The sequence below is a fragment of the Serratia montpellierensis genome (genome assembly GCF_020858655.1).
Classification (GTDB): Bacteria; Pseudomonadota; Gammaproteobacteria; order Enterobacterales; family Enterobacteriaceae; genus Serratia; species Serratia montpellierensis.
Map to the genome: position 1 here is coordinate 943,532 of NZ_VOSN01000005.1, position 20,497 is coordinate 964,028.

The following is a 20,497-nucleotide window of genomic DNA, read 5'->3' on the forward strand; positions in this document are numbered from 1 at the left end:
AGAAATTAAGGCCGGGAATGCCGGCCTTAATGTTTTACTTTTTCTTGCGAAGGGTTGGCGCCACTTTATCCAGCACCCCGTTCACAAACTTGTGGCTGTCTTCCGCGCCGAAGGTTTTCGCCAGCTCGATCGCTTCGTTAATCGCCACCTTGTAAGGGACATCCTCGCGCATTTTCAGTTCAAACAGCGCGACGCGCAGCACCGCGCGCTCCACCTGACCCAGCTCTTCGAGCTGACGCGACAGGTAAGGCGCCATCAGTTCGTCCAGCATACCTGCATTCACTGCCGCGCCGGACAGCAACTCGCGAAAATAGGCGACGTCAACATCTTTGACATCCTGCTCCGTCAGGAACTGGTGTTCAACATCGGCAAGGTCGTTTTTAGACAACTGCCAAGAGTAAAGCGCTTGAACAGCGCACTCACGAGCGCGGCGACGAGCAGCAGGTTTCACGGAATTCCCCTTAACTAAATTCAGGCTTTAATAGCTTTGATAACATTAATCATTTCAAGTGCGGTCAGCGCGGCTTCAGCGCCCTTGTTGCCCGCTTTGGTGCCGGCGCGTTCGATCGCCTGTTCGATGCTTTCGGTGGTCAGCACGCCAAAGGCAACCGGGATTTCGGCATTCATCGCAACGTTGCCGATGCCGGAGCTGGCTTCGCCCGCCACATATTCGAAGTGCGCGGTGCCCCCACGGATAACGGTGCCCAGCGCGATAACCGCGTCGTATTTGCCGGTTTTGGCCAATACGCTCGCCGTCAACGGCAGCTCGTAAGCGCCCGGGACCCAGACAACAGTGATGTTGTCGTCAGCAACCTGACCAATGCGTTTCAGTGCGTCGATGGCACCTTCCAGCAGGCTGTCGTTGATGAAATTGTTAAAACGTGCAATTGCGATCGCCACACGGGCATTTGGAGTAGCAACAACACCTTCGATAACTTTCATGGGCTTTCCTTAAAAATGGGTTCAATACCCCGCAGGGGGGCGGATTCTATCATATTCTTTCATCGCCTGCGCGGCGCTTTTGTAAAACCGGCGCGCGGGCGCGAGATTCAGTGTTTCGCCCGCAGGCGCAAACGCAGATCGGGGCCAACCTGACGCACATCGCTAAAGACGAATTCCGGCGCATCGGCCAACCGCTCCAGGCCCGGCAGGTGGCACAGGCCACGGCCATTATCGCCCAACAGTTTCGGCGCGATGTACAAAATGAGCTCATCCACCAGGCCGGCCTGCAGCAATGCCCCGGCCAGTGATGCCCCCGCCTCCACCCAGATTGAATTCACCTGGCGTTTGGCCAACAGCATCATCATCACCACCAGATCGACGCCGCCGCCGTGCGCCGGGCAGATAAACTGCTCAACGTCTTGCGGCCAGCTCTGTTCATCCGCCTGCAGGCGCGCCAACCAGGTGGCGCCCGGCTGCTGCACCACGCGGTGCTGCGGGGTAATGCGATTTTGGCTATCGAGCAGGATGCGCAGCGGCTGGCGCAGATTTTCGCGCGGATAGAGGCGCTGCGTCTCGGCGTCCAGCTCATCCCATCGCACGGTCAGCGACGGATCGTCCGCCAACACGGTGGCGCTGGTGCTGAGAATGGCGGCGCTCTGCGCGCGCAGACGCTGCACGTCCTGGCGCGCTTCGGGTGAGGTGATCCACTGGCTTTCGCCGGAGGCCATCGCCGTGCGGCCGTCCAGCGACGCGCCCAGCTTCAGCTGCACATAGGGGAAACCGGTGCGCATGCGTTTGAGGAAGCCCAGGTTGACCGCTTCGGCCTCGGCCAGCATCAGGCCATGACGGACTTCGACGCCGGCCTGCTGCAGCTTGTACAGCCCGCGCCCCGCCACCTGCGGATTGGGATCTTGCATCGCCGCGACCACCCGCGTCACGCCGGCGGCCACCAGCGCATCGGCGCAGGGCGGCGTGCGGCCGTGATGGCTGCACGGCTCGAGCGTGACATAAGCGGTGGCGCCGCGCGCCTTGTCGCCCGCCATGCGCAGCGCGTGCACTTCCGCATGCGGCTCGCCGGCGCGCAGGTGATAACCTTCACCGACAATTTCGCCGTCACGCACGATAACGCAGCCGACGTTCGGATTGGGCGCAGTCGTGAAACGCCCCAGTCGCGCCAGTTCGAAGGCGCGCGCCATGTAAAATTCGTCGTGATGCATGAAAGATCCTTTAGTCTTGCAGGCGGGCAATCTCTTCGCCGAATTCGCGCACGTCTTCGAAGCTGCGGTACACCGACGCAAAGCGAATGTAGGCAACCTTATCCAGCTTTTTCAACGCGTCCATCACCAGATTGCCGACTAATTTAGTCGGCACTTCGCGTTCGCCGGTGGCGCGCAGTTGGGATTTGATATGGTTAAGGGCGTTTTCCACGTCGTCCGAGCTGACCGGGCGCTTTTCCAGCGCTTTCAGCATGCCGCGACGCAGTTTGTCTTCGTTGAACGGCTCGCGCACCTCATCGCTTTTAATCACTCGCGGCATCACCAGCTCGGCCACCTCGAAGGTGGTGAAGCGTTCATTGCATACCAGACACTGGCGACGACGGCGCACTTGCGACCCGTCCCCCACCAGGCGGGAATCAATGACTTTGGTATCAACGGCGGCGCAGAAAGGGCAATGCATAACACGTCCTGATAAACGTTTTTTATAGATAAATGCAGTTTAACCCGAAGTGCAGCCACAACAAAGAGCGGCGGCCATTTGTTGCGACAGGCGGCGAGAAGGCGACAGCGATATGACTTTCACCGCCATGCGGACTAAGCTGATAGCAGGAGACTCAGCATAGGAAATCGCCGTCATGACAACCTGTTACCCCAAAATCGCCCTGCTCGCCGCCGCCATTTTGCTGGCGGGCTGCGCGCACAACGCCGCCGTGCCCCAGCTGCGCCATCAGGTCGCCGCGCTGAACCAGAAAGTGAGCGTGCTGACCGACCAAACCACCGCGCTGGAGCGGCAGAATCTGCTCAATCAGCACTCCGACAACGGCGTCTACCTGCTGCCGGCAGCCCGGAGCGCCGCCCGTTTGCAGAGCAGCCTCGGCGAACTGAGCGTTTCACTGAGCCACATCAAGAGCGAAGCCAACGGCACGCAGGCGCAGCTGCATGTGCGCATCCTCTCGCAGGCCACGCTGCCGCCGTTCAACGCGGTGGTGGAATGGGGCCAGCTGGATGAGGCCACCGGCCGGCCGCTGACCGCCGAGGCGCTGTCGCAACCGATCGCCAGCGCCGATTCGCTGCTGCCGAAACCCGGCCAGGACTTCGAACTGCGCTTTAGCGGCCTGACGCCGGAACAGCTCGGCTATATCCGTCTGCACAGCCTGGTGGCCACCGCACAACCGGCGGTGGTGCAGCAACACTGAAACTCAAAGCAAAAAAAAGGAGCGCCATCGGCGCTCCTTCTCATTTCGCTGAATACTGCGGCGGTTAAGGCAGAATCGAAGGCTGATCCGCGCCCTCTTTTTCCACTTTTTGCTGCAGCATGTGCTCGCGTTTCATCCCCAGCTTCAACGCCAGCGCGGACGCGACGTAGATGGAGGAAACGGTACCGATCGACACGCCGATCAACATCGCCAGCGAGAAGCCTTGCAGCATCGCGCCACCGAAGATGTACAGCATCAGCACCACCATCAGGGTAGTACCGGAAGTCATCAGCGTACGGCTCAGCGTCTGAGTCAACGACACGTTCATGATCTCGTAAGGCGTGCCGCGGCGGATCTTGCGGAAGTTCTCACGAATACGGTCGGATACCACGATACTGTCGTTCAGCGAGTAACCGATAACCGACATCAGGGACGCGACGATGGTCAGGTCAATCTCGATGTGGAACAGCGACAGCACGCCCAGCGTGATGATCACGTCGTGCGCCAGCGCGATAACCGCCCCCAGCGCCAGGCGCCATTCGAAGCGGAAACCGACGTAGATCAGGATACAGATCAACGCCACCAGCAGCGCCATGCCGCCGGTTTGTGCCAGCTCGCTGCCCACGCTCGGGCCGACGAACTCGATGCGCTTCACGGTGGCGTTTTTATCCACCGAGTCGTTGATCACGCCGATCACCTTGTTGCCCAGTTCCTGGCCTGCGGTGCCGGTCGCCGGTGGCATGCGCACCATCACGTCGCGGCTGCTGCCGAAGTTCTGGATAATCGGATCCTGGAATCCGGCCTTCTCCAGCGTATCGCGCATCAGATCGAGGTTAGCCGGCTTCTCCAGGTTGATTTCAATCACCGTACCGCCGGTGAAATCCAGACCCCAGTTAAACCCGCGCACCGACATGGTGACAATCGACGCGACCAACAGCAGCAACGAGATGCCGAAGGCCAAATAGTCCCAGCGCATAAAGTCGTAGACTTTACGGCCGTAGTTGAGTTGCTCAACAGTATAATCCTGTGCCACAACGCACTCCTCAGATAGACAGCTTGTTAATGCGTTTGCCGCCGTAAAGCAGGTTGACGATGGCACGGGTACCGACAATCGCGGTGAACATGGACGTCGCCACACCGATAGCGGTGGTGATCGCAAAGCCCTTGATCGAACCGGTGCCGACTGCGTACAGGATGACCGCGGTGATCAGGGTGGTGATGTTGGCGTCGACGATACTGGAGAACGCGCCTTTATAGCCCTCATGGATCGCCTGCTGAACGGACCTGCCGTTCTTCAGCTCTTCCTTGATACGTTCGTTAATCAGTACGTTGGCGTCAACCGCCACCGCCAGCGTCAACACGATCCCGGCAATACCCGGCATGGTCAGCGTCGCCCCCGGTAACAGGGACATCACGCCGACGATTAGCACCAGGTTGGCGACCAGCGCCGTGGTGGCGATCACGCCGAACTTACGGTACCAGACCACCATGAAGACGATGGACGCCACCAGGCCCCACAGACAGGCTTCCAGACCTTGGGTGATGTTCTGCTGACCCAGGGTTGGACCGATGGTGCGCTCTTCAACGATCTGAATCGGCGCGATCAGCGCACCCGCACGCAGCAGCAGCGAAAGCTGACGCGCTTCGTTCGGGTTGCCGATACCGGTGATGCGAAAGCTGTTGCCCAGACGTGACTGAATGTTCGCCACGTTGATCACTTCTTCCTGTTTCACCAGCACCGCACGGCCGTTGGCGTCTTTCTTGCCGCTGTCCTTATACTCCACGAACAGGGTCGCCATCGGCTTGCCGATGTTGTCCTTGGTGAAGTTGGACATGGACGTGCCGCCGGCGCTGTCCAGCGAGATGTTAACCTGCGGCTGGTTGTATTCGTCGGTGCTCGAGGTGGAGTCGGTGATGTGGTCACCGGTCAGGATCACGCGCTTGTACAGCACGATCGGCTGGCCGTCACGGGTGTATTTCACCTCGGAATCGCCCGGCACGCGGCCGTTGGCCGCCGCAGTGGCGTCCGCATTGGTGTTCACCAGACGGAATTCGAGGGTCGCGGTGGCGCCCAGAATTTCTTTGGCGCGCGCGGTGTCCTGAATGCCCGGCAGCTCGACCACGATGCGGTCGGCGCCCTGGCGCTGCACCAGCGGTTCGGCGACGCCGAGCTGGTTGACGCGGTTACGCAGGATAGTGATGTTCTGCTGGACGGCGTATTCGCGCGCTTCGCTCAGACGGGCGTCCGTCAGGTTGGCTTTCATGGTGTTGGCGCCGTTGGCGGACAGCACCAGATCGCGCTGACGCGGGCCGATGTAGCTGATGGCCTGGTCGCGAGCCGCATCGTCACGGAAGCGAACTTCCACGCCGTTGTTGTCCAGCTTGCGGAGAGACGCGTAAGGAATGCCCTTCTCGCGCAGCTCGCTGCGCAGGGTATCCATGGTCTGTTCCTGCAGCTTGCTCAACGCGGTGTCCATGTCCACTTCCATCAGGAAGTGCACGCCGCCGCGCAGGTCCAGGCCGAGTTTCATCGGTTCTGCGCCCAGCATGGCCAGCCAGGTCGGCGTGGCCGGCGCCAGGTTCAGCGCCACGACGAATTTGTCACCCAGCTCGGTCACCAGCGCTTCGCGGGCGCGCAGCTGAACGTCAGGATCTTTAAAGCGAGCCAGGATAGCGCCATTTTCCAGCGCAATCGACTTGCTCGCAATGTTGTCTTTTTCTAATACGGTACGGACCTGGTCCAGCGTAGTTTCACTGGCGGCGACACCGCGCGCGCCAGTGATTTGTACGGCCGGATCCTCACCGTAGATGTTGGGAAGCGCATAAAGCAGACCGACGAGGATCACGACGATCAACATCAGATACTTCCACAAAGGATAACGGTTTAGCACGGCAATTCCCTTCGGGAAAAAAGATTACAGGGCCTTCATGGTACCTTTCGGCAGAACGGCCGCCACGAAGTCACGCTTGATCATCACTTCCGTGGTGTCGTTCAGCGCGATGGCGATGATGCCGGTGTCGGCCACTTTGGTCACGCGACCGATCAAGCCGCCAGTGGTCAGCACTTCGTCGCCTTTACCGATGGAGTCCATCAGCTTCTTGTGATCTTTCGCGCGTTTCTGCTGTGGGCGCAGGATCATGAAGTAGAAGATCAGGCCGAACACCACCAGCATAATGATCAGAGAGTACGGGCTTCCCTGAGCCGGAGCCCCTGCGGATGCGACGGCTCAGAAATGAAAAAGCTCATTGAAATTCCCTCATTAAGTTATCAATTATTAGATCAAGCGTTTAAAGGCGGAATCGGCTTGCCGATCCGACCATAGAAATCCGCAACAAACTGCTCTAATTTACCCTCTTCGATAGCCTGGCGTAAACCCGCCATGAGGCGCTGGTAGTGACGCAGGTTATGAATCGTGTTCAGTCGAGCACCCAATATTTCGTTGCAACGGTCGAGATGGTGCAAGTAGGCGCGGCTGTAATGGCGACACGTGTAGCAATCACAGTCCTTATCCAGCGGAGACGTATCATCCTTGTGCTTGGCATTACGGATTTTTACCACACCGTCAGTCACGAACAAATGGCCGTTGCGGGCGTTGCGGGTCGGCATGACGCAGTCGAACATGTCGATGCCGCGACGCCCGCCTTCCACCAAATCTTCCGGCTTGCCGACGCCCATCAAATAGCGTGGCTTATCTTCCGGAATTTGCGGGCAAACGTGTTCAAGAATGCGATGCATATCCTCTTTCGGCTCGCCTACAGCCAAGCCGCCCACAGCGTACCCGTCAAAGCCGATATCCACCAGCCCTTTGACGGAAACATCACGTAAATCTTCGTAAACACCGCCCTGAATGATGCCGAACAGCGCATTTTTATTTTCCAGCTCGTCGAAACGCTTGCGGCTGCGCTCCGCCCAACGCAGCGACATTTCCATCGAACGCTTGGCGTAGTCCCAGTCGGCCGGGTACGGCGTGCATTCGTCGAAGATCATCACGATGTCGGAACCCAGGTCATACTGGATTTCCATCGATTTTTCCGGGCTCAGGAACACCTTGTCGCCGTTGATCGGGTTGCGGAAGTACACGCCTTCCTCTTTGATCTTGCGCATCGCCCCCAGGCTGAATACCTGGAAACCGCCGGAGTCGGTGAGGATCGGGCCCGGCCACTGCATGAAGTCGTGCAGATCGCCGTGCAGTTTCATGATCTCCTGGCCCGGGCGCAGCCACAGGTGGAAGGTGTTGCCCAGCAGGATCTGCGCGCCGGTCTCTTTCACTTCTTCCGGCGTCATGCCCTTGACCGTGCCATAGGTACCGACCGGCATAAAGGCCGGGGTTTCCACCACGCCGCGGTCGAAGATCAGGCGGCCGCGACGCGCGCGGCCATCGGTAGTGTCTAATTCGTACTTCACAAAGCCTCCAGCATCAGAGAAACAGTCTGATGTCGTTGAAACGGGGCCGCGCCGTGGGCACAGCCCGGGAAATTAGCCGCCGACGGACTCGTTTTCCGCCTGCGGGTTACGGCTGATGAACATCGCATCGCCGTAGCTGAAAAAGCGATACTGCTCGGCCACCGCCTGCTGATAGGCGTTCATGGTATTTTTATAGCCGGCGAAGGCCGATACCAGCATGATCAGGGTCGATTCCGGCAGGTGGAAATTGGTCACCAGCGCGTCGATCACCTGGTAGTGATAACCTGGATAGATAAAGATGCTGGTATCGCCGAAGAACGGCGCAATCAGCGCCTCTTTGCTGGCCGCCGCGGCGCTTTCCAGCGAGCGCACCGAGGTGGTGCCAACCGCCACGACGCGTTTGCCGCGCGCCTTGCAGGCCAGCACGGCATCGACCACGTCCTGCGGCACTTCGGCGTATTCGGCGTGCATCACGTGATCTTCGATGGTTTCCACGCGCACCGGCTGGAAGGTGCCGGCGCCGACGTGCAGCGTCACGAACGCCATTTCCACGCCCTTGGCGCGCAGCGCCGCCAGCAAGGGTTCGTCGAAGTGCAGGCCGGCGGTCGGCGCGGCGACCGCCCCCGGTTTCTCGCTGTAGACCGTCTGATACAGCTCGCGGTCGGCGTCTTCATCCGGGCGGGCGATATAAGGCGGCAGCGGCATGTGGCCGGCTGCGTTAAGAATGGTGAATACGTCGCGTTCGTCGTTGAAGCGCAGTTCGAACAGCGTCTCGTGGCGCGCCACCATGGTGGCGGCGATGCTCTCGTCATCTCCCAACAGCAGCTCGGCGCCCGGCTTAGGCGCTTTCGACGCACGCACGTGCGCCAGCACGCGATGGTCGTCCAGCACGCGCTCCACCAGCACTTCTATCTTGCCGCCGCTGACCTTGCGGCCGAACATGCGCGCCGGGATCACGCGGGTATTGTTGAACACCAGCAGGTCGCCGGCTTCCAGCTTGTCCAGCAGATCGGTGAATACGCCGTGCGTCAGCGCCCCGCTCGGCCCGTCCAGCTGCAGCAGACGGCATGCGCTGCGTTCGGCCTGGGGGTAGTGGGCAATCAGGGATTCGGGAAGTTCAAACGAAAAATCAGCGACGCGCATGGGTATTCACTTCTTCAATTTAGGGCTGGTTGGTAAAAAACAGGCGGCCTAGTCTAAAGCCGGGGGCGGTCAGCGGCAAGAAATAAGGAGGATTTGCCTGACTTCGGGTATAGTTGAGGGATGAATTTTCTCGCTCATCTTCATTTGGCCATGTTGGCGGACAGCTCGCTGCTGGGCAACCTGCTGGCCGATTTCGTGCGCGGCAACCCCGCCGCCGACTACCAGCCCGACGTGGTGGCCGGCATCATGATGCACCGCCGCGTCGACGTGCTGACCGACAGCCTGCCGCAGGTGAAAGCCTGCCGCGACTACTTCAGCGCCCCCTACCGCCGCGTGGCGCCAATTACCCTCGACGTGGTGTGGGACCATTTTCTGGCGCGCCACTGGCAGCAGTTGGAACCTTCACGCGACCTGCACCAGTTTACCCAGGAAGCCCGCAGCCAGATCGAACCTTACCTGCCACTCACGCCGCCGCGTTTTCAGAACCTGAACGGCTATCTGTGGCCGGAACGCTGGCTGGAACGCTACGCCGAATTGCCGTTCATCGCCCGGGTGCTGCAGGGCATGGCCAGCCGCCGTCCGCGCCTCGATGCGCTGGCCGGCTCGTTCGCCGACGTCGAGCAACATTATCATCAGCTTGAAACACAATTCTGGCAGTTTTACCCGCAAATGATGCGGCAGGCGAAGGACAAAACGCTCTGAGGTCAAGCCCAAGCGTTTGAAATTGCAGCGCCTTGCAAGAATTTACGTTTTGCCGCTTGCCCTTTTGTGGGAAAAGGTTATTTTTAAAGCCTGTCAAATTTAATTAATGAATTTAATAGGTAAAAGCTATCTCATCGATTGGTCTTTTGCCCTTTATTCGCCAAGTCGCGGCCCCTATACTGGCCCTTGTTTTTACATCCACCCTTTAACACCTATTACAGGAGTAATTATGGTCCTGGTAACTCGTCAAGCCCCTGACTTCACTGCAGCTGCCGTACTGGGTAGCGGCGAAATCGTTGAAAACTTCAACCTGAAGAAGCACCTGAACGGCAAACCGGCCGTGCTGTTCTTCTGGCCAATGGACTTCACCTTCGTATGCCCTTCCGAGCTGATCGCTTTCGATCACCGCTATGAAGAGTTCCAGAAGCGTGGCGTTGAAGTGGTTGGCGTTTCCTTCGACTCAGAATTCGTTCACAACGCATGGCGTAAAACCCCTGTCGACAAAGGCGGCATCGGTGAAGTGAAATACGCAATGGTTGCTGACATCAAGCGTGAAATCCAGAAAGCTTACGGCATCGAACACCCGGAAGCCGGCGTTGCGCTGCGCGGCTCCTTCCTGATCGACAAAGACGGCATCGTGCGTGCTCAGGTTGTTAACGACCTGCCAATCGGCCGTAACATCGACGAAATGATCCGTACCGTTGACGCGCTGCAATTCCACGAAGAGCACGGTGAAGTGTGCCCGGCTCAGTGGGAAAAAGGCAAAGCAGGTATGGGCGCTTCCCCAGACGGCGTGGCAAAATACCTGTCTGAAAACGCTGCCAAGCTGTAATTTCAGCCTGATAGTGAATCAACCGGCCCACGCGGCCGGTTTTTTTATGCTCCTTTTTGGGGCAGACCGCCCACCTTCAGTGCTTTATTTCCCTGTTTCCGCTCACATTTCCCGCCCTGCTCGCCGCGCGAATGCCCATCTGCGGCTACTATCAATAACGCTGGCTCGCGCTTTGCAAGTGAACAGCGGCAAGCAAACACAACACAATAAAAAACTGACAGGGTAGGAATAACTATGTTTTTACAGAAATGGAGCAAACCCCTGACCATGGCGGCGCTGCTGGTCAGCGGCAGCCTGTATGCGGCGTCCAACCCGGCGGTGGAAGCCAAAAACGGCATGGTGGTCACCTCTCAGCATCTGGCTTCGCAGGTCGGGGTGGATATCCTGAAGATGGGCGGCAACGCCATCGACGCCGCCGTGGCGGTCGGTTACGCGCAGGCGGTGGTTAACCCCTGCTGCGGCAACATCGGCGGCGGCGGCTTTATGACCGTCCACCTGGCGGACGGCACCGACACCTTCATCAACTTCCGCGAAACCGCGCCGGCGGCGGCCAGCGCCAACATGTATCTGGATGCCGACGGCAAGGTGAAGAAAGACGCCAGCCTGTACGGCTATTTGGCGGCGGGCGTGCCGGGCACCGTGCTGGGGATGGAAACCGCGCGTGAGAAGTACGGCAAACTGAGCCGTGAACAGGTGCTGGCGCCGGCGATCAGGCTGGCGCGCGAAGGCTTTGTGCTGACCCGCGCCGACACCGATATTCTCGACACCACCATCGCACGCTTCAAACAGGATCCCGAGTCGGCCAAAATCTTCCTGCGCCCGGACGGCAGCCCGCTGCAGCCGGGGGACAAACTGGTGCAAACCGATCTGGCCAACACGCTGGAAGCCATCGCCAAAGGGGGAACCGACGCCTTCTATAAAGGCAAGATCCCACAGGCGGTGGAGGCAGCGGCCAAACAGGGCGGCGGCATTTTGACCGCTGCCGACTTCGCCAACTATAAAGTCACCGAAACCCCGCCGATCACCTGCAGCTATCGCGGCTACAAATTCGTGTCGGCGCCGCCTCCCAGCTCCGGTGGCGTGACGCTGTGCGAAATCCTCAACGTGGTGGAAGGCTATGACCTGAAAAGCATGGGCTTCAACTCGGCGGCGGCCATTCACACCATGACCGAAGCGATGCGCCATGCCTACATGGACCGCAACACCTACCTCGGCGACCCGGAATTCATCAAGAACCCGATCGACCGGCTGGTGAGCAAGAGCTACGCCGAGCAGATCCGCAAGAAAATCGTCGCGGACAAGGCCACGCCGTCGGAAAACGTGCAGCCCGGCATGGAACCGCATGAGAAGCCGGAAACCACCCATTATTCGATCGTCGACCACGACGGCAACGCGGTCTCCACCACCTATACCGTCAACGGCCGCTTCGGCGCCGTGGTGATCGCACCGGGCACCGGCTTCTTCCTCAACGACGAGATGGACGACTTCACGGTGAAAGTGGGCGAGAAAAACCTGTACGGGCTGGTGCAGGGCACCGCCAACAGCATTGCCCCCGGTAAGCGCCCACTATCGTCGATGAGCCCGACGCTGGTGACCAAGGACAACAAAATCTTTATGGTGCTGGGTTCGCCGGGCGGCTCACGCATCATCACCATCACCCTGCAGACCGCGTTGAACGTGATCGACCACGGTATGGCGCCGCAGGAAGCGGTAGACGCGCCGCGCATCCATCACCAATGGTTGCCGGATGAGGTGTACTACGAACAGCGCGGCGTTTCCGCCGATACGCTAAAGCTGCTGAGCGGCATGAGTTATAAGATGGTCGAGCAAACGCCGTGGGGCGCCGCCGAACTGATTCTGGTCGGCTTGCCGGGCGCGGCGGGCGTCGGCCCGGCCAACTCCGGCAACGATTCGGCGGTTTCCGGTAAGGTGCGTGAAGGCTACCTGTACGGCGCTAACGACGTGCGTCGTCCGGCAGGCTCCGCGGTCGGTTACTGATGTAAACGCCTACTCACCTTTATCGCGGGGGCCTTACGGCCCCCGCAGTTGCTTTAGCCTTCATACCGCCACACGGTGGCCGACTCTTCCGCCAGCTGCAGGCGCAGCCCGCCCGCCGTTTCGCTCAACTCTCCCCGCCCTTCCACACGCCGCCACGGGCCGCGCGCCAACAGCGGGTTGTGCGGCAGCTGCGCCTGACCGCTGCCGTCGCGCTGCAGCGCCACCAGCACCTGTTCCTGCTGATACAGACGCACGAACACCAGCGTTTCTCCGCTGGCATACAGCACCTGACAGCCGCCGCGGCGCAATGCCACGCTCTGTTTACGCAGCGCCGCCATACGCTGGAACAGCGCCAACAGCGGCCGGTCCCAGTCGCCGACGTCCCACGGGAACGGCTTGCGGCAGAACGGATCGTTGCCGCCGTCCAGACCAATCTCATCGCCGTAATAGAGGCAAGGCACACCGATCCAGCTCAGCAACCACACCGCCGCCATCTGCATGCGCGCCGCGTTCCCCTGCAACAGCGTGAGGAAACGCGCGGTATCGTGGCTGTCCAACTGGTTGAACTGGATCAGCTGGCGGCCGTGCGGCAGCCCGGCGCGGTAGCCGTCCATCCACTGCGCGCACCCGGCGGCGTCCAGCCGCACCGGATGATAGGCCACGTCCAGCCCCGCCAAGAACGCCCGCACCGGCAGCGCGAAGCCCATGTAGTTCATCGCCGCATCCTCCACGCCGGCGTGCAGCCAGCGGCGCGCGTCGCCGAAGTGCTCGCCCAAGACGTAGGCCTGCGGGTTCTCCTGCTTCACCGCCTGATAGATGCCTGCCAGGTGACGCAAATTGCCGGCGGCGCCGCCGTTCTCCCCCAGCATGTGCACCACGTCCAGCCGCCAACCGTCGATGCTGTACGGCGGGCGCAGCCAGTGGCGCACCACGCTGCCTTCCCCCTGATAAATCGCTTCCGCCACCTGCGGCTCGGCGAAGTTGAGCTTCGGCAGGCTGGCGTTGCCCTTCCAGTCGAGCGCGCGGCCGTCCGGGTAAAAGTTGAACCAGCCGCGATACGGCGAATCGGGATGATGACAGGCGCCGTTTTCGCCCTGACGATGGCGGTCGAACCACGGATGCGAGTCGCCGGTGTGGTTGAAGACCCCGTCCAGCACCAGTTTCATGCCCACCTTGTGAGTGCTCACTCGCAAACGCTGCAGCGCCGCGTTGCCGCCGAAGTGCGGATCGACCTGATAATAGTCCTCGGTATCGTACTTATGCACGCTCGGCGCGGTAAAAATCGGGTTCAGGTACAGCGCCGTCACGCCCAGCTGCTGCAAATACGGCAGTTTGGCGCTGATGCCGTCCAGATCGCCGCCGTAAAAGGTCGAGGCGGCGTGGCGATCCTCCAGCGGATGCTGCCAGTCGCGCCGAATCACCTCGGCACCGGCCGCGTGATGGCGGTAACTGCCGCTTTGGATGCCGTGCTCGCCGCCGCTGCTGGCGAAGCGATCGGGGAAAATTTGATAGAACAGCTGATCCGCCACCCATTCGGGGCCGTTGTCGGGCTCGTCGACGGCGAACTGCGCCAGCTGGCCCGGCGGCGTTGGCGACCAGCCCTGCGGGCCGAACCACTGCTGGCGATCGGCCCACAGCAGCTTGAAGCAGTAACGCCGCGTCGGCTCGCCCTCATTCAGCGTCAGGCTGGCCTGGTAGCGCCGCATCCCCTCGTGGCGCTGCGCTTTCATCACCAGCAGCCACTCTTCGTTGTCCGGTTCGGCGCGCAAAAACACCCGTTCTGGCAGTTCATCCCCTTGTAACCACAGCGTGATATCCAAACGTTGCCCTTGCTTCACCACAAAAGGCGGGACCGGTTGATGCCAGGCGTTAAGCATACTGTTCTCCTGCTGTACCAAACGAAATCGACGGCGTTCTTCAAGAAGCGAACAATGCCACGTTAAGTGCAACTCCCCCTCCTCTCTGACCGCAAAACCCGGGGATGAGCCGGGGGGCGGAGACCGAAAAATAACGCTAACTCGATGTAAAAAAAGGTAAACAGGCACAAATCCTGCACGTTAACCCTTAGGCTAACGCGTTTTGAGCTTACAGGATATTTTTTGCGCATTTTTTAAGGAGCGGTAATGCAACAACAGATAACGCGCTGGCTGGAACAATTTGGGTTGGAATTCGGCGGAGTGATGTCGCTGTTGATGGTATTGGGGTTGATTGTTCTGATCTCGGTGGTGATCCACCTGGTGCTGCACCGGGTAGTGCTGGCTGCCCTTCAGCGCCGAGGCCAGCAATCGCAGCGCGTCTGGCAACAGGCTATCACCCAATACAAACTGTTCCAGCGCGTGGCGCTGCTGCTGCAAGGGGTGATCATCAGCATCCAGGCGACGCTGTGGCTGCAGAGCGGCAGCCAGACCCAGGCGGTGATCGTTACCGCCGCGCAGGTGTGGATCCTCGCCTTCACCCTGCTGTCGCTGTTCTCGTTGCTGGATACGCTGCTGGCGCTGCTGCGCCAAAGCCCGATCTCCAATCAGCTGCCGCTGCGCGGCATTTTCCAGGGCCTGAAACTGGTGGCGGCGATCCTGATCGGCATCATGATCGTCTCGCTGCTGATGGGCAAATCGCCGCTGCTGCTGCTCAGCGGCCTGGGTGCCATGACCGCGGTCTTGATGTTGGTGTTCAAGGATCCGATCCTCGGGCTGGTGGCCGGCATTCAGCTCTCCGCCAACGATATGCTGAAGATCGGCGACTGGCTGGAAATGCCGAAATACGGCGCCGACGGCGCGGTCACCGACATCGGCCTGACCACGGTCAAAGTGCGTAACTGGGACAACACCGTCACCACAATTCCCACCTACGCACTGATCTCCGACTCGTTCAAAAACTGGCGGTCGATGTCGGAATCCGGCGGGCGCCGCATCAAGCGCAGCCTGAATATCGACACCGGCAGCGTGCACTTCCTGTCGGAAGAGGAACAGTGCAGCCTGCAGCGCAACCCGCTGCTGCACAGCTACCTGAACGTCAAGACCCAGGAGCTGAGCCAGCACAACCAGGAGATCGCCGTCGATCTGGCCTCGCCGCTCAACGGCCGCCGCCTGACCAACCTCGGCACGCTGCGCGCCTATCTGGAAGCCTATCTGCGCGCTCACCCGCGCATTCACCAGAACATGACCCTGATGGTGCGCCAGCTGGCGCCGACGCCGGAAGGCCTGCCGCTGGAAATCTACGCCTTCACCAACACCACGGTCTGGGCGGAGTATGAAAGCATTCAGGCGGATATTTTCGACCATATCCTGGCGGTGATCGACGAGTTCGGCCTGCGCGTGCATCAGACACCGACCGGCAATGACCTGCGCGGCATGCTGCAACAAAGCGCGAACGCTTCCTGACGTCGGCTGACGTAATTGTGTCTGCTGGTAATGATGTTCTTTCAATTGCCAGCAGATATCTCCACCCCCTTCTTTTCCCCGGCGAAAACGGCGTTAATGCGCCATCACCTTCACCACCGAGAGGGAAAGCCCTTGCTGAAACGGTTACGTCACCGGTTGTTTACCCTGATGGCCACCCTGCTGTTTATCGGCTGCCTGCACAGCGCGTCGCTGGACGAAAGCCGCATGCCCCGTAATCTGCAACCTTCGCTGAGCGCGCTCAGCAGCAATATGCAGGACATTCGCGAAGTGCTGGCGCGCTGCGCCGGCGAGGAGGAGGAAGAACGCCTTAACGGCGGCGACATGCGTATCGAAGCGCGCGCCGCCGGGGAGGATGAAGTGGAAGACCAACGCTAAAAAAACACCGGCCTCAGCCGGTGTTTTTCCATTTAGTCTTGCTGCGTCGCCAGCGGCGCGCGTTTTTTCTGATGGTTGACCTTGAACCAGTATCCCGCCAGCAGCAATACCACCCAGACCAGGCCGGCGTACAGCGAGACGCGCGTGGTCGGGAAGTAGCCGATCAGGCCGATGATGAACACCAGGAACACGATCGCCACCACCGAAGTGAATACCCCGCCGCGCAGCGGGAACGCCAGCTGCTTCACCTGCTCTTTGCTCAGGCTGCGGCGGAAGGCGATTTGGGAGAACAGGATCATGATCCACACCCACACGGTGGCGAAGGTCGCCAGGGACGCAATCACCAGGAACACACTCTCCGGCATGATGTAGTTGAGGTATACCGCCAGCAGCAGCGCCAGCATCATCACCACCACCGTCACCCAGGGAATACCGCGTTTCGACACCTTGCTGAACATTTTCGGCGCGTGGCCCTGCTCAGCCATGCCGTGCAGCATGCGGCCGACGCCGAACACGTCGCTGTTGATCGCCGACAGCGACGCGGTAATCACCACGAAGTTGAGAATGCCCGCCGCCACGGTGATACCCATATGCTGGAAGGTCAGCACGAACGGGCTGCCGTTGGTGCCCACCTGGTTCCACGGGTAGATAGACATAATGACGAACAGCGTGCCGACGTAGAACACCAGAATGCGCCACGGCACCGAGTTGATGGCTTTGGGAATCGATTTTTTCGGATCTTTGGCTTCGCCGGCGGTGATGCCGATGATTTCAATGCCGCCGTAAGCGAACATCACCAACTGCAGCGACAGGATCATGCCGATAAAGCCGTTGCTGAAGAAGCCGCCGTTCGACCACAGGTTATGAATGCCTGTCGGTTGCCCGCCGTTGCCGATACCCCAGATGATGATGCCGATACCGGCCGCGATCATGATGATGATGGTGGCGACCTTGAAGAACGAGAACCAGAACTCCAGCTCGCCGAACACCTTGACGCTCATCAGGTTGATGGCGCCGATGATCAACACCACGCTCAGCACCCAGATCCAGTGCGGCACTTCCGGGAACCAGACCCCCATATAGATGCCAAAAGCGGTCACGTCGGCGATGGCGACGATCAGGATTTCAAAGCAGTAGGTCCAACCGGTGATGTAACCCGCCATCGGGCCGAGGTAGTCCTGCGCATAGCGGGAAAATGAGCTGGCCTGCGGGTTGTTGACCGACATCTCCCCCAGGGCGCGCATGATGATAAAGGCCACGATGCCGCCGATCAGGTAAGCCAGCAGCACGCTCGGGCCGGCCATTTTGATGGCATCCGCCGAGCCGTAGAACAACCCGGTGCCGATGGCTGACCCCAACGCCATAAAGCGGATATGACGCGTGCTGAGGCCGCGTTTCAGCTTATTGTCGGGGGCAGAGGTGGGTGACTGTTGTTGCATGAAAATGACCCATAGTTTTAAACGAAAAAAAGCCACGGACATGTCCGTGGCCCTGGATTAAGCCGGGGGATTATCAGTGCGCGGTCACTTGGGAACGCGTGCACACCCGATCATAAATCGCGACCAGCACCAGCATCAGCAGCGAAGGCGGCAACCATGCCAACCCCTGCTCCGCCAGCGGCAGGTGAGTCGTCCAGGCCGGCAGCAGTTGCTGGAAGCTGGAGGCTTTCACCGCGTCAAGGATACCAAACAACAGGCTGACAAGCATCACCGGCGCGATGATGCGCGGCGCGCTGTGCCACCAACGCAGGGTGAAGCTCAGCACCACCAGCACGATGCACGGCGGGTAAATCGCGGTCAGCACCGGAATGGAGATCTGGATCAGGTGACTCAGGCCGAGGTTAGACACCACCATCGAGAACAGGCCCAGGATAAACACCAGCGTCTTGTACGAGAACGGCAGATATTGCGCGAAGAACTCGGCGCAGGCGCAGGTCAGGCCGACCGCGGTCACCATGCAGGCGATGAAAATCAGCGCCGCCAGGAAGAAGCTGCCCAAACCGCCGAAGGTGTTCTGAACGTAAGCGTGCAGGATCACCGCGCCGTTGGTGGCGTCAGGCACCAGCGCGCCGCTGCCGGAGCCCAGCTTGAACAGGCTCAGGTAAACCAGTGTCAGGCCCACGCCGGCGATCAAACCGGCCAGAATGGTGTAACGGGTCAACAGACCGGCGTCTTTCACGCCGCGTGAACGCGCCGCGTTGACGATAACGATGCCGAATACCAGCGCACCCAGCGTATCCATGGTCAGATAGCCGTTAACGAAACCGGAGGAGAAAGGCACGCTCTGGTAAGCCGCCGTCGCCGGGATCGGCGCGCCGGCAGGCCACAGCAGCGCGGCGATGCCCAGTACGGCCAATGCCACGATCTTCAGCGGCGCCAGCACATGGCCGACGGTGTCGAGCAGGCGGCCCGGGTACAGGGAGATGCCGATCACCAGCGCGAAATACACCAGGCTATAGATGAACAGCGGCATGGCGCCGTCGCCGGTCAGCGGGGCGATACCCACTTCGAAGGACACGGTGGCGGTGCGCGGCGTGGCGAACAGCGGGCCGACGGCCAGGTAGCAGACGGTCGCCAGCAGCAGGCCGGCGCCGCGCCCGATCGGCGAGCTGAGGGCGTCGATGCCGCCGCCGACGCGCGCCAGCGCGATGACGGTGATGACCGGCAGGCCGACGGCGGTGATCAGGAAGCCCAGCGCCGCGGTCCAGACGTGTTCACCGGACTGCAAGCCGACCATCGGCGGGAAGATGATGTTCCCGGCCCCGACGAATAAGGCAAAGGTCATAAAGCCCAGTGCCAGGATATCTTTTGACGTTAAACGATGACTCATACGATGTCGTGTTGCCTGTTCAAATGAAAAAAAATTGTCCGATTGCGTGGTGGCGTGAACGCCCCACCCGGTTGCCGGCATGCCCGATCGTTGCAGCGCCAAATAAGCACCCTAAACGCACTGGATCCGGCGTTTATGTCCCTATTCGAAAGTGGCCGCTCATGAAGATGGGCAAAATTTTAGGAGTTATAAAAATGGAGGTTTAATCCGACAACGAAGGCTAAGGTAAACGTTTATAGCGCTTCAAGGCAAGGCGCACGGCGAAAAGCAGAGCTATCGACCATATAAACTTTAGCCACCAGTCGATCATATTGGCTATCAATAAATATACACTACATGATTTGTATCATTTTTGAACAACTGATTCACGAAACGTGAAGCATATATCACTTTACCGCGCGAAAACGCCAATATAAGTCCGATTTTCGCGTGGCATGAGCTCCGTTTGGCCGTGAAAAAAGGCGAAAATTACGTCGCCTTTTGTCGATTATTGCATCATGGCCGGCGCGAGCGGTTGCAACCCAAGCGCCTGGCGGGTCTTCTGCAGGGTGGCCGGCGGCAGAGGCAGGTAGCCGTCGTGGTTGACCAGGCTCTGTCCGGCGGTCGACAGCACGCGATCGAGGAACGCGGCGGTCAGCGGCTCCAGCGGTTGATTGGGGGCTTTGTTGATGTAGATATAGAGATAGCGCGACAGCGGATAGCGATCGTTGCGCACGTTGGCGGCGGTAGGCGCAACATAGTCCTCTCCCGACTCCGCCAACGGCAGCAGCCGCACGCCGCTGGCGCGAAAGCCGATGCTGGCGTAGCCGATGCCGTTGAGTGAACCGGCCACCGCCTGCACCACCGAAGCCGAACCGGGCAGCTCATTGACGCGCGGCATAAAATCGCCGCCACACAGCGCACGCAGTTTGAAATAGCCGTAGGTGCCGGACGCCGAGTTGCGGCCGAAGCGCTGCAGCGAACGCGTCGCCCAGTCGCCACTCAGCCCCAGCTCGCCCCAGCGCGTCAGTGGCTTGCTTTCGCCGCAGCGCCGGGTGGCTGAGAAAATGCGATCGAGCTGCTGCAGGTTGAGGCCGCGCAGCGGATTGTCCTGATGCACCAACACCACCAGCGCATCCACCGCTACCGGCACCGCCAGCGGCGCATAGCCGTAGCGATGTTCGAACGCCGAGACCTCGGCCGCCTTCATCGGCCGGCTCATCGGGCCCAGCTGCGCGGCGCCCGCCGCCAAGGCGGTCGGCGCGGTAGAGGAGCCGGCGGCCTGGATCTGCAGGTTAACGTTGGGATAATGCTGACTGAAATCCTGCGCCCACAGCGCCATCAGATTCGCCAGGGTGTCGGAACCGACGCTGGACAGGTTGCCCGCCAGCATGCCGTCGGGCTGCGCCAGCGCGCCGCGTCCGGCCAGCAGCGCCAGGCAAAGCAACAGCCCTCGGGTTATTCGGGTCATACCGGTG

At 60.3% G+C, this 20,497-nt stretch carries 18 protein-coding genes and 1 pseudogene; 6 read left to right on the plus strand and 13 right to left on the minus strand.

Annotated features, from left to right (window positions below; genetic code table 11):
* Nucleotides 1–34: 34 nt before the first annotated feature.
* From nusB to nrdR, 4 genes are all read right to left on the minus strand, one after another.
* Nucleotides 35–451, minus strand: coding sequence for a transcription antitermination factor NusB (nusB, locus tag FUU19_RS09940; protein WP_004940384.1), 417 nt, complete (start codon nucleotides 449–451; stop codon nucleotides 35–37).
* Nucleotides 452–471: 20 nt separating this feature from the next.
* Nucleotides 472–942 (minus strand): 6,7-dimethyl-8-ribityllumazine synthase, encoded by a 471-nt coding sequence (ribH, locus tag FUU19_RS09945; RefSeq protein WP_004940385.1) that lies wholly within the window; start codon nucleotides 940–942, stop codon nucleotides 472–474.
* 107 nt (nucleotides 943–1,049) lie between these two features.
* Nucleotides 1,050–2,159, minus strand: coding sequence for a bifunctional diaminohydroxyphosphoribosylaminopyrimidine deaminase/5-amino-6-(5-phosphoribosylamino)uracil reductase RibD (ribD, locus tag FUU19_RS09950; RefSeq protein ID WP_141970678.1), 1,110 nt, complete (start codon nucleotides 2,157–2,159; stop codon nucleotides 1,050–1,052).
* A gap of 10 nt (nucleotides 2,160–2,169) precedes the next feature.
* Nucleotides 2,170–2,619, minus strand: a complete 450-nt coding sequence (nrdR, locus tag FUU19_RS09955) for a transcriptional regulator NrdR (RefSeq protein ID WP_004940387.1) — start codon at nucleotides 2,617–2,619, stop codon at nucleotides 2,170–2,172.
* Nucleotides 2,620–2,794: 175 nt separating this feature from the next.
* Between nrdR and FUU19_RS09960 the strand changes: the two genes are divergently transcribed.
* A complete protein-coding gene (locus FUU19_RS09960; RefSeq protein WP_141970680.1) occupies nucleotides 2,795–3,355 on the plus strand; it encodes a SadB/YajI family lipoprotein in 561 nt (186 codons plus the stop codon).
* A gap of 64 nt (nucleotides 3,356–3,419) precedes the next feature.
* On the opposite strand, the gene secF is transcribed toward FUU19_RS09960, so the two are convergent.
* From secF to queA, 5 genes and pseudogenes are all read right to left on the minus strand, one after another.
* On the minus strand, nucleotides 3,420–4,388 hold the full coding sequence (gene secF / locus FUU19_RS09965; RefSeq protein ID WP_004940389.1) for a protein translocase subunit SecF: 969 nt from the start codon (nucleotides 4,386–4,388) through the stop codon (nucleotides 3,420–3,422).
* Between the two features lie 10 nt (nucleotides 4,389–4,398).
* Nucleotides 4,399–6,246, minus strand: coding sequence for a protein translocase subunit SecD (gene secD, locus FUU19_RS09970; RefSeq protein WP_141970682.1), 1,848 nt, complete (start codon nucleotides 6,244–6,246; stop codon nucleotides 4,399–4,401).
* A gap of 24 nt (nucleotides 6,247–6,270) precedes the next feature.
* Nucleotides 6,271–6,602 (minus strand): annotated as a pseudogene (yajC, locus tag FUU19_RS09975) (preprotein translocase subunit YajC).
* Between the two features lie 33 nt (nucleotides 6,603–6,635).
* The gene (tgt, locus tag FUU19_RS09980; protein ID WP_230507117.1) at nucleotides 6,636–7,760 is read right to left on the minus strand and encodes a tRNA guanosine(34) transglycosylase Tgt; all 1,125 of its coding nucleotides are present in this window, start codon (nucleotides 7,758–7,760) and stop codon (nucleotides 6,636–6,638) included.
* Nucleotides 7,761–7,832: 72 nt separating this feature from the next.
* Nucleotides 7,833–8,903, minus strand: a complete 1,071-nt coding sequence (queA, locus tag FUU19_RS09985; protein WP_016928878.1) for a tRNA preQ1(34) S-adenosylmethionine ribosyltransferase-isomerase QueA — start codon at nucleotides 8,901–8,903, stop codon at nucleotides 7,833–7,835.
* A gap of 120 nt (nucleotides 8,904–9,023) precedes the next feature.
* On the opposite strand from queA, the gene FUU19_RS09990 reads away from it, so the two are divergent.
* The 3 genes from FUU19_RS09990 (at nucleotide 9,024) to ggt (ending at nucleotide 12,435) form a co-directional block, all read left to right on the plus strand.
* Nucleotides 9,024–9,605, plus strand: coding sequence for an ACP phosphodiesterase (locus FUU19_RS09990; protein WP_141970686.1), 582 nt, complete (start codon nucleotides 9,024–9,026; stop codon nucleotides 9,603–9,605).
* A 229-nt stretch (nucleotides 9,606–9,834) separates the two neighbouring features.
* Complete coding sequence (locus FUU19_RS09995) at nucleotides 9,835–10,437, plus strand: peroxiredoxin C (protein ID WP_019454212.1); 603 nt, start codon at nucleotides 9,835–9,837, stop codon at nucleotides 10,435–10,437.
* A gap of 234 nt (nucleotides 10,438–10,671) precedes the next feature.
* Complete coding sequence (gene ggt, locus FUU19_RS10000) at nucleotides 10,672–12,435, plus strand: gamma-glutamyltransferase (RefSeq protein WP_230490066.1); 1,764 nt, start codon at nucleotides 10,672–10,674, stop codon at nucleotides 12,433–12,435.
* Nucleotides 12,436–12,488: 53 nt separating this feature from the next.
* Here the strand turns inward: ggt and malZ are convergent, their stop codons facing one another.
* Nucleotides 12,489–14,312 carry a maltodextrin glucosidase gene (malZ, locus tag FUU19_RS10005; RefSeq protein WP_230490065.1) on the minus strand — a complete coding sequence of 608 codons (1,824 nt, stop codon included), beginning with the start codon at nucleotides 14,310–14,312 and terminating at the stop codon, nucleotides 12,489–12,491.
* Between the two features lie 246 nt (nucleotides 14,313–14,558).
* Between malZ and FUU19_RS10010 the strand changes: the two genes are divergently transcribed.
* Both FUU19_RS10010 and FUU19_RS10015 read left to right on the plus strand, forming a co-directional pair.
* Complete coding sequence (locus FUU19_RS10010) at nucleotides 14,559–15,815, plus strand: mechanosensitive ion channel family protein (RefSeq protein WP_230490064.1); 1,257 nt, start codon at nucleotides 14,559–14,561, stop codon at nucleotides 15,813–15,815.
* 132 nt (nucleotides 15,816–15,947) lie between these two features.
* Nucleotides 15,948–16,211: a hypothetical protein gene (locus tag FUU19_RS10015; RefSeq protein ID WP_049209296.1), complete on the plus strand. Its 264-nt coding sequence runs from the start codon at nucleotides 15,948–15,950 to the stop codon at nucleotides 16,209–16,211.
* Between the two features lie 32 nt (nucleotides 16,212–16,243).
* On the opposite strand, the gene proY is transcribed toward FUU19_RS10015, so the two are convergent.
* The 3 genes from proY to FUU19_RS10030 all read right to left on the minus strand — a co-directional run bounded on the left by proY (nucleotide 16,244) and on the right by FUU19_RS10030 (nucleotide 20,490).
* Nucleotides 16,244–17,650, minus strand: coding sequence for a proline-specific permease ProY (proY, locus tag FUU19_RS10020; protein ID WP_099817509.1), 1,407 nt, complete (start codon nucleotides 17,648–17,650; stop codon nucleotides 16,244–16,246).
* Nucleotides 17,651–17,723: 73 nt separating this feature from the next.
* A complete protein-coding gene (gene brnQ, locus FUU19_RS10025; RefSeq protein ID WP_038873241.1) occupies nucleotides 17,724–19,040 on the minus strand; it encodes a branched-chain amino acid transport system II carrier protein in 1,317 nt (438 codons plus the stop codon).
* A 487-nt stretch (nucleotides 19,041–19,527) separates the two neighbouring features.
* The gene (locus FUU19_RS10030) at nucleotides 19,528–20,490 is read right to left on the minus strand and encodes a PstS family phosphate ABC transporter substrate-binding protein (protein WP_127146264.1); all 963 of its coding nucleotides are present in this window, start codon (nucleotides 20,488–20,490) and stop codon (nucleotides 19,528–19,530) included.
* Nucleotides 20,491–20,497: the final 7 nt, after the last annotated feature.